This is a genomic window from Microbacterium sp. MEJ108Y (assembly GCF_000834175.1).
Lineage (GTDB): Bacteria > Actinomycetota > Actinomycetes > Actinomycetales > Microbacteriaceae > Microbacterium > Microbacterium forte.
Window position 1 is genome coordinate 172,464 of sequence record NZ_JXQX01000012.1, and the last position, 14,441, is coordinate 186,904.

At 68.2% G+C, this 14,441-nt stretch carries 13 protein-coding genes; 9 read left to right on the plus strand and 4 right to left on the minus strand.

The window, feature by feature from the left end; all coding sequences use genetic code 11:
• Positions 1 to 116 precede the first annotated feature (116 nt).
• Genes RU09_RS07725 through RU09_RS07740 form a run of 4 tightly spaced genes read right to left on the minus strand, consistent with a single transcriptional unit; the run spans position 117 to position 4,192 of the window.
• Entirely contained in the window at positions 117 to 884 is a 768-nt protein-coding gene (locus tag RU09_RS07725) for an ABC transporter ATP-binding protein (RefSeq protein WP_042539190.1), read from the minus strand.
• The gene (locus tag RU09_RS07730; protein ID WP_042539447.1) at positions 881 to 1,846 is read right to left on the minus strand and encodes an ABC transporter ATP-binding protein; all 966 of its coding nucleotides are present in this window, start codon (positions 1,844 to 1,846) and stop codon (positions 881 to 883) included. The genes RU09_RS07725 and RU09_RS07730 overlap by 4 nt, the downstream gene beginning before the upstream one ends.
• Before the next feature lie 46 nt (positions 1,847 to 1,892).
• Complete coding sequence (locus RU09_RS07735) at positions 1,893 to 2,870, minus strand: branched-chain amino acid ABC transporter permease (protein WP_042539192.1); 978 nt, start codon at positions 2,868 to 2,870, stop codon at positions 1,893 to 1,895.
• A gap of 5 nt (positions 2,871 to 2,875) precedes the next feature.
• Entirely contained in the window at positions 2,876 to 4,192 is a 1,317-nt protein-coding gene (locus RU09_RS07740; RefSeq protein ID WP_042539449.1) for a branched-chain amino acid ABC transporter permease, read from the minus strand.
• A gap of 299 nt (positions 4,193 to 4,491) precedes the next feature.
• On the opposite strand from RU09_RS07740, the gene guaB reads away from it, so the two are divergent.
• From guaB to RU09_RS07780, 9 genes are all read left to right on the plus strand, one after another.
• Positions 4,492 to 5,994 (plus strand): IMP dehydrogenase, encoded by a 1,503-nt coding sequence (guaB, locus tag RU09_RS07745; protein ID WP_042539194.1) that lies wholly within the window; start codon positions 4,492 to 4,494, stop codon positions 5,992 to 5,994.
• A gap of 178 nt (positions 5,995 to 6,172) precedes the next feature.
• Positions 6,173 to 7,231, plus strand: a complete 1,059-nt coding sequence (locus tag RU09_RS07750) for a response regulator (protein ID WP_231567489.1) — start codon at positions 6,173 to 6,175, stop codon at positions 7,229 to 7,231.
• On the plus strand, positions 7,231 to 8,220 hold the full coding sequence (locus RU09_RS07755; RefSeq protein WP_042539198.1) for an ATP-grasp domain-containing protein: 990 nt from the start codon (positions 7,231 to 7,233) through the stop codon (positions 8,218 to 8,220). The genes RU09_RS07750 and RU09_RS07755 overlap by 1 nt, the downstream gene beginning before the upstream one ends.
• Complete coding sequence (locus tag RU09_RS07760; protein WP_042539200.1) at positions 8,217 to 8,930, plus strand: PHP domain-containing protein; 714 nt, start codon at positions 8,217 to 8,219, stop codon at positions 8,928 to 8,930. Before RU09_RS07755 ends, RU09_RS07760 begins: the two co-directional genes overlap by 4 nt.
• The gene (locus RU09_RS07765) at positions 8,915 to 10,417 is read left to right on the plus strand and encodes a glycosyltransferase family 2 protein (RefSeq protein ID WP_228385658.1); all 1,503 of its coding nucleotides are present in this window, start codon (positions 8,915 to 8,917) and stop codon (positions 10,415 to 10,417) included. The genes RU09_RS07760 and RU09_RS07765 overlap by 16 nt, the downstream gene beginning before the upstream one ends.
• Positions 10,414 to 10,557 carry a hypothetical protein gene (locus tag RU09_RS18690; RefSeq protein WP_171821987.1) on the plus strand — a complete coding sequence of 48 codons (144 nt, stop codon included), beginning with the start codon at positions 10,414 to 10,416 and terminating at the stop codon, positions 10,555 to 10,557. Before RU09_RS07765 ends, RU09_RS18690 begins: the two co-directional genes overlap by 4 nt.
• Positions 10,554 to 10,901 (plus strand): response regulator, encoded by a 348-nt coding sequence (locus RU09_RS07770; protein WP_042539202.1) that lies wholly within the window; start codon positions 10,554 to 10,556, stop codon positions 10,899 to 10,901. The genes RU09_RS18690 and RU09_RS07770 overlap by 4 nt, the downstream gene beginning before the upstream one ends.
• Positions 10,898 to 12,682 (plus strand): sensor histidine kinase, encoded by a 1,785-nt coding sequence (locus tag RU09_RS07775; RefSeq protein WP_042539204.1) that lies wholly within the window; start codon positions 10,898 to 10,900, stop codon positions 12,680 to 12,682. Before RU09_RS07770 ends, RU09_RS07775 begins: the two co-directional genes overlap by 4 nt.
• 69 nt (positions 12,683 to 12,751) lie before the next feature.
• The gene (locus tag RU09_RS07780) at positions 12,752 to 14,440 is read left to right on the plus strand and encodes an ABC-F family ATP-binding cassette domain-containing protein (RefSeq protein ID WP_042539206.1); all 1,689 of its coding nucleotides are present in this window, start codon (positions 12,752 to 12,754) and stop codon (positions 14,438 to 14,440) included.
• Position 14,441: the final 1 nt, after the last annotated feature.

The following is a 14,441-nucleotide window of genomic DNA, read 5'->3' on the forward strand; positions in this document are numbered from 1 at the left end:
CGGGCGTGGCCGACCCTCCCCGTCCCGCAGGCCCGGACTGAGACCCGGACAGAGCCGCAGACAGAGAGAAGGGGCGGGATGCCGCAGCATCCGCCCCTCTCTCTCTGTCTGCCGCCTCAGGCGGCGTCGGTGCCGAGCGTGCCGAGGTAGAGGCCGATGACCTTCGGATCGTTCAGCAGGTCGCGCCCTGTGCCCTCGTACGCGTCCTTGCCCTGGTCGAGCACGTAGCCGCGGTCGCAGATCTGCAGGCAGCGACGTGCGTTCTGCTCGACCATGATCGTGGTCACTCCCGCCTTGTTGATGTCGGAGACGCGGATGAACGCGTCGTCCTGGCGCACGGGGGAGAGGCCGGCGGAGGGCTCGTCGAGCAGCAGCACCGACGGGTCCATCATGAGCGCCCGCGACATCGCCACCATCTGGCGCTCACCGCCCGAGAGCGAGCCCGCGCGCTGCTTGAGGCGCTTGCCGAGCTCGGCGAAGATGCCGGTGACGAACTCGAGGCGCTCTGCGTAGATCTTGGGGTTCTGATAGAGCCCCATCTGCAGGTTCTCCTCGATCGAGAGCGAGGGGAAGACGTTGTTCGTCTGCGGCACGAAGGCGACGCCGCGTTTGACGAGCTTGTCTGCCTTCAACCCGACGATGCTGTCCCCGTTCAGGGTGACGTCGCCGCCGCGGATGTTGACCATGCCGAAGATCGCCTTCAGCAGGGTCGACTTGCCCGCGCCGTTGGGGCCGATGATGCCGATCAGCTCTCCTTGACGTGCGACCAGGTTCGCGCCGTTGAGGATGTTCACTCCGGGGAGGTATCCGGCGTGCACGTCCTTGAGCTCGACGACGATGTCGTCGGGTGACGGCGACGACGCTGCGGGGGTGGCGGCGCTCATGCGGTGCCCTTCTGGTCGGAATCGCGGGTGCTCGTCGCTTCGAGCTCCGCCTCGGCTTCTGCTTCGATCTGCTCGCGGAGCTTGGCGGCTGCGGCATTCTCGATCACGGGGATGCGACCGGTGACGGCACCGAGATCGAGATCCTGGTGCGCGCCGAGGTAGGCGTCGACCACCGCGGGGTCTTCCATGACCTCGTCCGGGGGTCCCTCGGCGACGATGCGACCCTCCGCCATGACCACGACCCAGTCCGCGATGTGGCGGACCATGTGCATGTCGTGCTCGACGAACAGCACGGTCATCCCGAGGCCCTTGAGATCGAGGATGTGGTCGAGCAGCGACTGCGTGAGGGCCGGGTTGACACCGGCCATCGGCTCGTCGAGCATCACCAGGGTCGGGTCGCTCATCAGAGCGCGGGCCATCTCGAGGAGCTTGCGCTGCCCGCCCGAGAGCGATGCGGCGAAGTCCTTCTCCTTGGCGTCGAGCTTGAAGCGGGCGAGCAGCTCGCGCGCCTTGCCCTCGATCTCCTGGTCCTGCTTGCGCCACAGGAACGGGAAGAGGCTCGACCAGAAGCCCTCGCCGCGCTGCCCCGGAGCCCCGAGCTTCATGTTCTCGAGCACCGTGAGGAGCGACAGCGACTTGGTCAGCTGGAACGTGCGCACCTGTCCCATGCGCGCCACCTTGAACGAGGGGACGCCCGAGAGGCTCACCCCGTCGAACGACCAGGTGCCTGCGTTGGGTTTGTCGAACCCGCACAGCAGGTTGAACAGCGTCGTCTTGCCCGCGCCGTTCGGACCGATCAGCGCGGTGATCGCGCCACGCGGGATCTCGACGTGATCGACGTCGACGGCGGTCAGGCCGCCGAAGCGTCGCTGCACGGCGTCTGCCACGAGGATCGGGTCGACCTTCGGCACGCCGGGGGCCGCGGGGCCCTTCGCGAGACCGGTGGTCTTGGGGCGTCGGATGCTCCCGGTTGCGGGCGCCGTCTCGGCGCTCTCGTCGGGGGTCAGTTCATTTGACAAAGGTCATCTCCCTCTTGTCTCCGAGGATGCCCTGAGGTCGGAAGATCACGAGCAGCATCAGGGCGATGCCGACGAAGATGAACACCAGGGTCGAGGCCTGGCTGTCGGACATCGGCAGGATTCCCGCCTTCGCCATGGACGGCAGCAGGTTGGCCATGAACGCGAACACGACCCAGAAGAGGATCGCGCCCAGCGTCGGGCCGAACACCGTGGCTGCTCCACCGAGCAGCAGGGCGGTCCACAGGAAGAACGTGAGCGAGGTCGTGTAGCTGCCGGGGACCACAGCCGACGGGAGGACGAACACGATCCCTCCGGCCGCGCCGATCACACCACCGACCACGAGCGCCTGCATCTTGTAGGCGAAGACGTTCTTGCCGAGCGAGCGCACGGCGTCCTCGTCCTCACGGATGCCCTTGAGCACGCGCCCCCACGGGCTGCGCATGAGCGACCAGACCAGCAGGATCGCGACGAGCAGCACGAGGAGTCCGAACACGCGGTTCCACAGGTCGTTCGCGCTGTAGGTCCACGGCCCGAACCCGTAGGTGCCCGGTGGGAAGGGGTTGGCGTCGCGGAACCCGCCGTTGAACTGCGCGAGACCGTCGGCCGAGTTGGTGTACTCGTCGAAGATCTGGGTGGTGAAGAGCAGCCGCACGATCTCACCGGCCGCGATCGTCGCGATGGCGAGGTAGTCGGCTCGCAGCCGCAGCGTCGGGATGCCGAGGAGGACGGCGAACAGCGCGCCGCCGAGCAGGCCGATCAGCATGCCGATCCACCAGGGGAGACCGAAGGTCAGCACCGAGATGGCGTAGCCGTAACCGCCGATGGCCATGAAGGCGGCCATACCGAAGTTGAGGAGTCCCGCGTATCCGAAGTGCACGGCCAGGCCGGTCGCCGCCAGAGCGTACGCCAGGGTGACGGGGCTGAACAGATAAGCGGCTGTGTTCGAGAAGATGCTTCCGAAGTCCATGGCGATCAGCCCAACCTTTCCCTGCGTCCCAGCAGGCCCTGCGGTCTGACGAGGAGGATCACGATGAGCACGACCAGGGCGCTCGCATACTTCAGATCCGAGGGGATCCAGAGGGTGGAGACCTCGACCGCGATGCCGACGATGAGGGAGCCGACGAGCGCGCCGAACGCGGTGCCGAGGCCGCCGAGGGTGATGGCGGCGAAGATGAGCAGCAGCATCTGCATGCCCATGTCCCACTTCACACCGGGGCGGAAGTACGCCCAGAGGATGCCGGAGATCGCCGCGAGGGTGCCGGACAGGATCCAGACGTAGCGAACGACCTTGTCGACGTCGATGCCCGACGCGGCCGCGAGCTGCGGGTTGTCGGAGATCGCCCTGGTGGCCTTGCCGATGCGGGTGCGTGTGAGGAAGAACGCGACCCCGACGATCACGACGATGCTGACGACGATTCCGATCAGGTCGATGTACGACAGCGAGATCGGACCGAACCGGAAGGGCTCGGGGCTGGCACCGGGAAGCTGGCGGGTGCCGCCGCCGATCATGTACTGGAAGGCGTAGCGCAGGGCGAGGGACAGGCCGATGCTGACGATCATCAGCTGCACGACCCCGAGCCCTCGTCTTCGCAGCGGACGCCAGATGCCGGCGTCCAGTGCCCAGCCGAAGAGGCCGCCGCCGATGACAGCCGCGATGATCCCGAGCCACAGCGGCAGATGCCAGAAGCTCGTCGTCACGAGGGCGACCAGGCCGCCCCAGGTGACCATCTCGGCGTGCGCGAAGTTCGACAGCCGGGTGGTGCCGTAGATGAGCGCGGCGCCCATCGAGGCGAGTGCGAGCAGCAGACCGAAGTTCAGACCGCCCACGAGACGCGAGAGGAGCTGATCGATGAAGGACGTCGTCATCCTCTCGCCCTCGCCGAGGAAGAGGTTGAGGATCTTGGTGCCGGTCAGACCGAACTCGACCTCGAACGACGCCGTCGTGCCGGCGATGGGCTGAGTGCCCTCCGGCAGCTGCGCCGCGTCGACGATCACACCGTCGGGGAGCGTCTCCTCGTCGACGGTGAGCGTGTAGGTGTCCTTCTCAGGCACGTACAGGCGCCACTTGCCCTCTGCGTCGGTCTCGGTCTCGCCCTCGAAGCCGCCGCCCTCGATCGTCATGACGACGCCTTCGACCGGGTCGTCGTCGAAGGTGATGACGCCGGCGAAGTAGAAGTCGGTGATCTCCTGCCCGTCGTCCGTCTCTTCGGCGGAGGCCGCTGCAGGAGGCTGCAACCACAGGAAAGCGATGGCGAGGAGCGACGCGAGCAGGATGATGACCCACCGCATTCCGCTTCGATTCGCCGAGATCGTCGGACGCACAGAACCTCCAGCCCAGTACACAGGCCATGACGGAGTTGTGCATCGGCCCTGATGTACGACGGTATGAGCGTAATGTGTCGGCTCTGTTTCAACCAAGGCACGATCTGCTCACGGTGAGAACGATCCCATCACGAAGTTGCGAATCCGGAGCGTCTCCGCGTGTCGTGCTGCGCGGGAGCGCGCGACGACCGGGAATTTCCTCAGGCTCCCGACGCTTAGAATTGGTACACCCTCGCCCCCAGATCGCGCCCGCAGGAGGACAATCCATGGACCAGCACGACCCCTTCGGCTTCGTCGGACTCACGTACGACGACGTGCTGCTCCTCCCGGGGCACACCGACGTCATCCCCAGCGAGGCCGACACCTCGTCGCGGATCACCCGCCGGATCTCGGTCGCGACACCGCTGCTGTCCAGCGCGATGGACACCGTCACCGAGTCTCGGATGGCCATCGCGATGGCACGAGAGGGCGGCATCGGCATCCTGCACCGCAACCTCTCGATCGCCGATCAGGCCGCGCACGTCGACCGCGTCAAGCGCAGCGAGTCGGGCATGATCACCGACCCGATCACGACGTCGCCGGACGCGACCGTCGAAGAGGTCGACGCGCTCTGCGCCAAGTACCGCATCTCGGGCCTTCCTGTCGTCGACGCCGACGGCCGCCTCGTCGGCATCATCACCAACCGCGACATGCGGTTCGTGTCGGGTTTCGAGCGTCAGACCACCTTCGTGAAGGACGTCATGACGTCGGAGGGCCTCGTCACCGCACCGGTGGGCGTGGCCGCAGGCGAGGTCATCGCGCTCTTCGCGCACCACCGCGTCGAGAAGCTGCCGCTCATCGACGACGACGGCAGGCTCGCCGGCCTCATCACCATCAAGGACTTCGACAAGAGCGAGAAGTACCCGCTGGCGACGAAGGACGACCAGGGGCGCCTGCGCGTCGGCGCGGCCATCGGATTCTTCGGAGACGCCTGGGAGCGCGCGGAGGCGCTGCGCGATGCCGGCGTCGACGTGCTCGTGGTCGACACGGCCAACGGCCAGTCTCAGGGCGTGATCGACCTCGTCAAGCGGCTCAAGGCCGACGAGAGCTTCGCGCACATCGATGTGATCGGCGGAAACGTCGCGACCCGCGAGGGCGCTCAGGCGCTCGTCGACGCGGGCGTCGACGCCGTCAAGGTCGGCGTCGGACCCGGCTCCATCTGCACCACCCGTGTCGTCGCGGGCGTCGGCGTGCCCCAGGTCACCGCCGTGTACGAGGCATCGCTCGCGGCACGCCCCGCCGGTGTGCCCGTGATCGCCGACGGCGGACTGCAGTACTCGGGCGACATCGCCAAGGCCCTTGTCGCCGGTGCTGACGCCGTGATGCTGGGCTCGCTGCTCGCCGGCACTGACGAATCGCCGGGCGAGATCGTGTTCCAGTCGGGCAAGCAGTTCAAGCAGTACCGCGGAATGGGCTCGCTCGGAGCGATGCAGACACGAGGCAAGCAGACCTCGTATTCCAAGGACCGCTACTTCCAGGCCGACGTGCCGAGCGACGACAAGCTCATCCCCGAGGGCATCGAGGGTCAGGTGCCGTATCGCGGTCCTGTCGGGGCCGTCGCCTACCAGCTCGTCGGCGGGCTGCGCCAGTCGATGTTCTACGTCGGTGCGCGCACCATCGAAGAGCTCAAGCAGCGCGGCAAGTTCGTGCGCATCACCGCGGCAGGGCTCAAGGAGTCGCACCCGCACGACGTGCAGATCGTGGTCGAGGCGCCGAACTACAAGCGCTGAGACAGAAGAGACAGAGGGCCGGATGCGACAGCATCCGGCCCTCTGTCGTGCTGCGCGGTCGTTGCGGTCTATTGATATGCCAGTATTTAGAGACACCCGCTCGACTTCCCCTCGAGCTCTCGGCGCGAAGGGCGCAGGGAGTGACATGCCGGACGCTGATCGGCAGGGGACTTCCCCAATGAGAGCCGCAGATATGCCCCAGGATGCTCCCCGCGTCCTCGTCGTCGATGACGACCCTGACGTCGCCCTGCTCGTGAAGACCGTGCTCGAGAGGCGGGCCGGCTGTGAGGTCGCGGTCGCGCACGACGGACAGTCTGCCGTCGAGCGACTCGAGACCTTCACCCCTGACGTCGTCGTCACCGACATCGAGATGCCCGGTCTCGACGGCCTCGAGCTGTTGGCAGAGCTGCGTCGCAATGATCCCCTGCTGCCTGTGATCGTGATGACCGCGCACGTCTCGGTCGAGTACGCGGTGTCGGCCCTGCGCGCGCAGGCCGACGAGTTCCTCACGAAGCCGCTCGACAATCTGAAGCTCGTCGAGGCCGTGCAGCGGCTGGCGACCGAGGGTCGCGCGCGACGTGAAGCCGGCCGCACCAAAGAGGTCGTGCTCGCCATCGGCGCGCACCCCGACGATGTCGAGATCGGCGTGGGCGGGATCCTCGCGGCGCACGCCCAGGCCGGCGACTCGATCACCATCCTCACCCTCTCGCGCGGTGCGCGCGGTGGAGACGCCGACAGTCGGCAGCACGAGTCGCTCGCCTCGGCCGAGATCCTCAACGCGCGCCTGTTCGTCAAAGACCTCGTGGACACCGAGATCTCCGGCGGCGGTGCCACCGTGCGGTTGATCGAGGAGGTCGTTCAGGAGGTGCAGCCGACGATCGTCTACACCCACTCGTCCAACGACCGTCACCAGGATCACCGCGCCGTGAGCGAGGCGACGATCGCCGCGACCCGCAGGGTCGGCACCGTCGCCTGCTACCAGAGCCCCTCGGCCACCATCGACTTCCGTCCGACGCGCTTCGTGCGGATCGATCAGTACATCGCTCAGAAGCTGCGCCTGCTCGAGTGCTTCGGCTCGCAGACGGCGACGCGCGACTACCTGGACCCCGACTTCGTGACGGCCACCGCTCGCTACTGGTCGCGCTTCGGCGGCGGAGCGGCCGTGGAGCCGCTCGAGGTCGTGCGCGAGACCGCCGAGTTCATCGGCGCCCACGAGCTCACTCGAAGGGAGAGCTGATGACCGCGCGCGTGCTGGTGACCGGTGCAGGAGGCCCTGCCGGCGTGGCCGTGATCCGCTCGCTCCTGCGCCGATCCGACCTCGAGGTCTTCGCGGCCGACATGGACGGCTGGGCCAGCGGCATCTACCTCGTCCCGCCGACGCACCGGCGTCTCGTGCCACCGGGGCGCGACGAGGACTTCGTCTCGACGATCGCCCGCATGGTCGAGGAGGATCGACTCGACCTCGTGATCTCCACGGTGGATGTCGAGCTCGCGGCACTCGCCGGCCGACGCGACGAGCTCGCCCCGGCAGTGCTCGCCGCGCCCTCGCAGGACACGCTCTCGGTGGCGCTCGACAAGCTGCTGCTCGCCGAGCGCTGCGAGGCGACGGGGCTCACCCCGCGCACCGAGCTCGCGGGTCCCGACGCCCGCGCGGTCGACTGGGAGTTCCCGGCCTTCGCCAAGCCTCGCCAGGGTGCGGGCAGCCGTGGCGTGCGAGTCGTCCCCGACCGCGCGGCGCTCGACGCGCTTCCCGAGGATGAGGGACTCATCGTGCAGGACTTCCTCCCCGGCGAGGAGTACTCCGTGGATGTGATCGCAGACGCCTCGGGTGCGGTGGTGGCGGCTGTGCCGCGCACCCGCGCCAGGGTCGACTCGGGTGTCGCGATCGCCGGACGCACGGTGCACGACGAAGAGCTCGAGAGCGCCGCGGCGTCGATCGCGCGTGCCATCGGACTCGTGGGCGTCGCCAACGTGCAGCTCCGGCGGGACCGCGCTGGCCGTGCCGTGCTGCTCGAGGTCAATCCGCGGTTCCCGGGTGCTCTTCCGCTCACGATCGCCGCCGGCGTCGACATCCCCTCGCTCGTCGCCGATCTGTTCCTGGGTCGTGAGATCCCGTCGAAGATCCCCTTCCGCGAGGTCGCCTCGGTGCGGTTCCTCGAGGACGTGATCCTCGACGTCGACGAGGTCCTCATCTCCGCGCACGCGGGGCACCAGGAGGAGCTGTGACTCACGCGCTGCTCCGAGGCGATCACCACGTGCATTCGACGTTCTCGGACGACGCGGTCTCGACTCTCGCCGAGAACGTCGCGGCGGCATCCGCGGCGGGGCTCGCCACCGTGCGCCTGGTCGACCATGTGCGCCGATCCACACCCTGGGTGCCCGACTATCTCGCGGCCGTGCGGTCGCTGCAGGTGCCCGACGGTCTCACCGTGCTGACCGGGGTGGAGGCGAAGATCCTCGATGCCTCGGGTGACCTCGACATCCCCGAGCTGCCCACCGGGATCGACCGCATCCTGATCGCCGATCATCAGTTCCCCGGCGTCGACGGACCGCTCGGTCCGAGCGTCGTCCGAGAGCGGATCGAGGGCGGCTGGGCTCCGGAGGACGCGCTCGATCAGCTGGTCTCCGCGCTGATCTCGGCCATGCGCCGCCACCCGGGGAACCAGCTGGCGCACTGCTTCTCGATCCTGCCCAAGATCGGTCTCTCCGAGAACGACCTCGGTGCCGATCGCATCGCGGCCTGGGCGAAGACGGCGGCCGAGACCGACACGATCGTCGAGGTGAACGAGAAGTGGGGGTGCCCCGGTATCCCGCTTCTCGACGCACTGCACGGCGCCGGCGCCGAGATCGTCGCGTCGACCGACAGCCATGTGGCCTCCGATGTCGGACGCTATTCGCGCGTGGTGGAGATCCTCGACGGATGGAGGGCTCGCTGATGCCCGAGCTGAACTGGGTCGAGACCGTCGTCGTCGTGTTCCTGCTCCTCTGCGTGCTGGTCGGAACGCTGCCTGTCATCAACACGGGCCTGCAGTTCCTCGTGCTCCCGATCCATGCCTTCCGCAACCACTACGGCAAGGCAGCTCCGCACCACCCCCGCATCGCCGTGCTGATCCCCGCCTGGAACGAGGGGCTCGTGCTCGGGCAGGCGATCGAACGCCTCACGCAGCTGGAGTACCCGGCCGACCGGCTGCGGATCTTCGTCATCGACGATGCGTCGACCGATGACACCCCGGAGGTGGTCGCGGCGAAGGCTGCGGCGTACCCCGGACGCGTCGTGCACCTGCGTCGCGACAAGGGCGGCGAGGGCAAGGCGCACACGCTGAATCACGGGCTCGACATCGTGCTCGCGGACGAGTGGACCGAAGCGGTCCTGATCATGGACGCCGACGTGATCTTTGCGCGGGACTCGCTGCGGAAGATGAGCCGGCACCTGGCCGACGAGAAGGTCGGGGCCGTCACGGCCTACATCGCCGAGGGCAGCCGCGACCGCAACTACCTCACCCGGTTCATCGCGATCGAGTATGTCATCGGACAGCTCTCGGCCCGGCGCACCCAGAACGTCGGGGGAGCGATCGCGTGCCTGGCCGGCGGCGCGCAGCTGCATTCGCGGGCGAACCTCGAAGCCATCGGCGGTCGGATCCCGACCGGCACGCTCGCCGAAGACACGATGACGACGTTCGAGGGTCAGCTGGCGGGGCGCCGTATGGTCTTCGAGCCCCACGCGGTCGTGCTCGCCGAGGAGCCCCGCACCATCGACAGCCTCTGGAAGCAGCGCCTGCGGTGGGCGAGAGGCAACGTGCAGCTGACCTCGATCTACCGCCATCTCTGGTTCCGACCCAGCCGCGTGCACAACCTGGGCAGCTTCGCGTTCGGTCTCGCGTGGTTCACCATCCTGCTGCTGCCGGCGTTCATGATCCTCGCCGCCACGGCGCTGCTCGTGCTGCTCGTCCTGCACAGCGACATCGCCGAGTTCGTCTTCCGGTTCATGTGGATCTCCGCAGCCTGCATCTATCTGTACTCGATGCTCTACGCGGTGCAGCTCGACGGGCGGATCGGCCGTCAATCCTGGCGCGAGGCGCTGATGTTCCCCGGACTCGGGGCTCTCATCCTGATGGCGATCGCGCTGTTCCCCTGGCTGTTCGAGGCGGGGCTGAGCGACCTCGGAATCGCCGTCACGGATGAGACCCGGTTCACCTGGGCGGTCATCTTCTATCTCTGGGGGCCGATCTCGATGCTCGGCATCTGGCTCGCACGCGCGGTGGAACGACTGCCGGGCGGCCGCTTCTTCGCCGGCCTCCTGCTCTACGTCTGCGGGTATGGGTCGCTTCTGTGCGCCATCACCGTGGATTCGTACATCAAAGAGTGGCGCCACGCCGACGCCGCATGGATCAAGACCGAGAAGATCGGACGGGTCGACTCATGACCGAAGCACCTTCGAGAAGCGCCGAGGAGGAGGAGATCGCCGCCGACGCCCGTCGCGAGAAGCTCCTGATCCCGCAGGCGCTCCTCGCCCTGGGCATCGTCGTCGTCATCGTGATCGTGCGAGAGCTGTTCCTGCGATGACCGCGCGGCCGCTGGCCCTCGTGGTCGAGGACAGCGCAGACCAGACGGCGCTGCTGAAGCGCTACCTCGACCGCGAGGGGTTCGACGTGTTCGCAGCGGCGGATGCCGAGACGGCGATCGCTGCGTTCGCGACGATCTCTCCGGCCGTCACGGTGCTCGACCTGCTGCTCCCCGGCATCAGCGGGACGGAGCTGGCGCGTCTCATCAAGACCCGCTTCCCCGACTGCTTCCTCATCGTGAGCTCGGTGCTCGACGTCGCGGACTACCCCGACGCCGATGCCGCGCTTCCCAAGCCGATCATCGGTGCGGATCTGCGAGCGCTCCTGCGAGAAGCGACACGATGACTCCGACCAGCACCGTGCAGCAGTCGATGGAGCGCAGCTGGCGCCGCTACTTCGACAACCCGACGCCGCTGATGAAGCAGGGGCCGACGGCGATCGCGGTCGCCATCGCGGCCGTGCTCATGTGGACCGTCCCGGGGATCCCGGTGACGGACACAGCAGTCGCGATCTTCGGGCTCGTCACCATCGCCGCCGTCACAGCGCTTGCGGCCGTGCTCTCGGTGCGAGGTGTGTACGAGGGCTGGATCGTGATGCTCATCCCGATGATCGACATCGTCGCACTGGGAGCCATCCGGACCGGCACCGGAGGGCCGGCATCGCTCTTCTCCTCCTTCGTCCTCCTCCCCGTGGTCTGGATCGCCGCCGCTCCCGGTCGCAGGCAGGTCCTCATCGTGGGGGTCCTCTCGTCGATCGCCCTGGTCATGCCGAACCTCATCGACCCGCCGGAGGCCCCGGCCGATTGGCTGCGCGGTGTGATCGGTCCGCTGGTCTTCGCGACGGTGGGGGCCATCGTCAACGAGCTGTCGCGCCAGCAGCGTCTTCGCACCACCCAGGCCGAGGCCCACGTCGTCGAGCGCACGGCGGCCCTGGCGGCCAACGAGGAGATCCTCGAGCAGCTGAAGTCGAGCGAGCAGCAGTACCGCGCGCTCTCCGAGTCCTTCACGAGCCTGTGGAACTCGATCACCGGACAGGCCGTCATCGCCACCGACAACCACGGAACCATCACGGCCTGGAATCCGGGCGCTGTGCGGCTGCTCGGCATGGAGGTGCCCGACGCGCTCGCCGCGGTGCAGATCGACCGGTTCTTCCCCTCGCACGCGCTCGCCCCGTTCGTCCCCGAGCATGGGCCGACGCCGGGCGATGAGCTCCACCCCGGGCTGCGCGCACTCTTCGACGATGCTGACGCCGGGCTGCCGGTGGATTCGCACATCGACGTGGCGAGGGAGGGCGGGTCGACGGTCCCCGCCCGTGTCACCGTCACCCCCTATCAGGACTCCGACGGTTCGCGACATGGCTACCTGCTGGTGATCACGGACGAGACCCGGGCGGTCGAGGTCGCACGCATGAAGGACGAGTTCGTCGGGATGATCTCGCACGAGCTGCGCACACCGCTGAGCGCGATCATCGGATTCCTCGACCTCCTGCAGAACGATCCGGCCCAGCCGCTCACGTCGGATCAGCAGGAGTTCGTCGACATCATCGAGCGCAACGCGCAGCGGCTGCTGAATCTCGTCGGCGACCTGCTCTTCACCGCCCAGGTCGAGTCCGGTCGCTTCCCGCTCGAACGCCGAGAAGCCGACGTCGCCGAGCTGGTGCGCAGCGCCGTCGCGTCTTCGGGGCCGCACGCGCAGCGGCAGGGCATCGAGATCCTCGCCGAGGTCCCGACGAGTCCGGTGCTGATGACCGTGGATTCGGGACGTATCGGGCAGGCCCTCGACAATCTGCTGTCGAACGCGATCAAGTTCACCGCGGCGGGAGGGCGGGTGACCGCGAGCCTGCGCGAGGTCGACGGAGCCGTCGAGCTCGCGGTGCGCGACACCGGCGTGGGGATCCCCGAAGACGAGCAGGGCATGCTGTTCACCCGGTTCTTCCGCGCGTCGACCGCGACCCGGAACGCGGTGCCCGGCGTCGGGCTGGGGCTCACGATCACTCGGGCGATCGTGCTCGCCCACGGCGGCTCGATGGATGTGACGAGCAGGGAGGGCGTCGGCACCGAGTTCCGGATGCTTCTCCCGGTGGCGCCCCGCACCGAGGCGATCCAGGTGGTCGGCCGTCGCTCCTGACCCGCCGTCGGCTCCGGCAGCTGATAGCCTGGTCGGCTCGCCATGCGGGCGGAAGGACGGCCACGCACGGTGGGATACATAGATGTTGCAGGGGTCTCGCTGACCCTTCCTGACGGCAGACCGCTGTTGGACGAGACGACGTTCCGCGTCGGAGCCGGTTCGACGAGCGCGCTCATCGGACCCAACGGGGCAGGCAAGACGACGCTGCTCCGCATCATCCGAGGCGATCAGGCCGCAGACGCCGGGGTCGTGACGATCGACGGCGGGCTCGGTGTGATGGATCAGTTCGTCGGCCACGGCGAGGCCGGCCAGACCGTTCACGAGCTGCTCGTGAGAGTGGCGCCTCGGCGCATCCGTCAGGCGGCGGTGGCTCTCGAGGCGGCGGAGGACGCGCTGATCGAACGGGATGAGCACGACACCCAGATGGCCTACGCGACGGCGATCGCGGAGTACGCGGACGCCGGCGGGTACGAGCACGAGACCGTGTGGGACCAGTGCACGGTCGCCGCTCTCGGCGTGCCCCACGAGCGTGCGCGGTTCCGTGACCTCACGACGCTGTCGGGCGGCGAGCAGAAGCGGCTCGCTCTGGAGGCGCTGCTGCGCGGACCGGACGAGGTGCTGCTGCTCGACGAGCCCGACAACTACCTCGACGTGCCCACGAAGCGCTGGCTCGAGGAGCAGCTGAGACAGACGCCGAAGACCGTGCTGCTCGTCTCGCACGATCGGGAGCTGCTGGCGCGTGCGGTCGACCGCCTGATCACTATCGAACCCGGCGGTGCCGGCGCCTCGGCATGGGTGCACGGTGGCGGGTTCGCAACCTACCACCAGGCGCGCAGCGACCGCATGGACAGGCTCGACGAGCTCCGCCGTCGGTGGGACGAGCAGCATGAGAAGCTGCGCACCCTCGTCGCGAACCTCAAGGTCAAGGCATCGGCGAACGACGGGTTCGCGTCGCGGTATCAGGCGGCACAGACCCGCCTGCGCAAGTTCGAGGAGGCGGGTCCGCCGGAGGAGCGGCCGCCGGCTCAGGACTTCGACATGCGACTGCGCGGAGCACGCACCGGCAAACGCGCGGTGGTCGCGCAGCGGCTCGAGCTCAGCGGCCTGATGCGGCCGTTCGATGCCGAGGTCTGGTACGGCGATCGGGTGGCCGTGCTCGGGTCGAACGGCTCGGGCAAGTCGCACTTCCTCCGCCTGCTCGCGCGCGGAGGCAGCGACCCGGATCCGTCACTGGGCCACGTGACATCCACGGGGGAGCAGCTGGCTCCCGTCGATCACAGCGGGCGGGCCACGCTCGGCGCGCGCGTCGTGCCGGGGCTGTTCGCCCAGACGCATGCGCATCCGGAATTCGTCGGCCGCACTCTGCTCGAGATCCTGCACAGAGGCGACGAGCGGCGGGCGGGGATGCCGAGGGACGCAGCCAGCTCGGCGCTCGACCGGTACGGGCTCGTCCGCCAGGCGCAGCAGGACTTCGAATCGCTCTCCGGCGGACAGCAGGCGCGCTTCCAGGTGCTGCTGCTCGAGCTCTCCGGCGCGACGCTGCTGCTGCTCGACGAGCCGACGGACAACCTCGACATCGATTCGGCGGAGGCCCTTGAAGACGCCCTGCAGCGCTTCGAGGGAACCGTGCTCGCGGTCACCCACGATCGCTGGTTCGCGCGCTCGTTCGACCGGTTCCTCGTGTTCGGGTCAGACGGAGAGGTGTACGAGTCCGACGCTCCGGTGTGGGATGAGCGTCGGGTGGCGCGGGCGCGCTGAG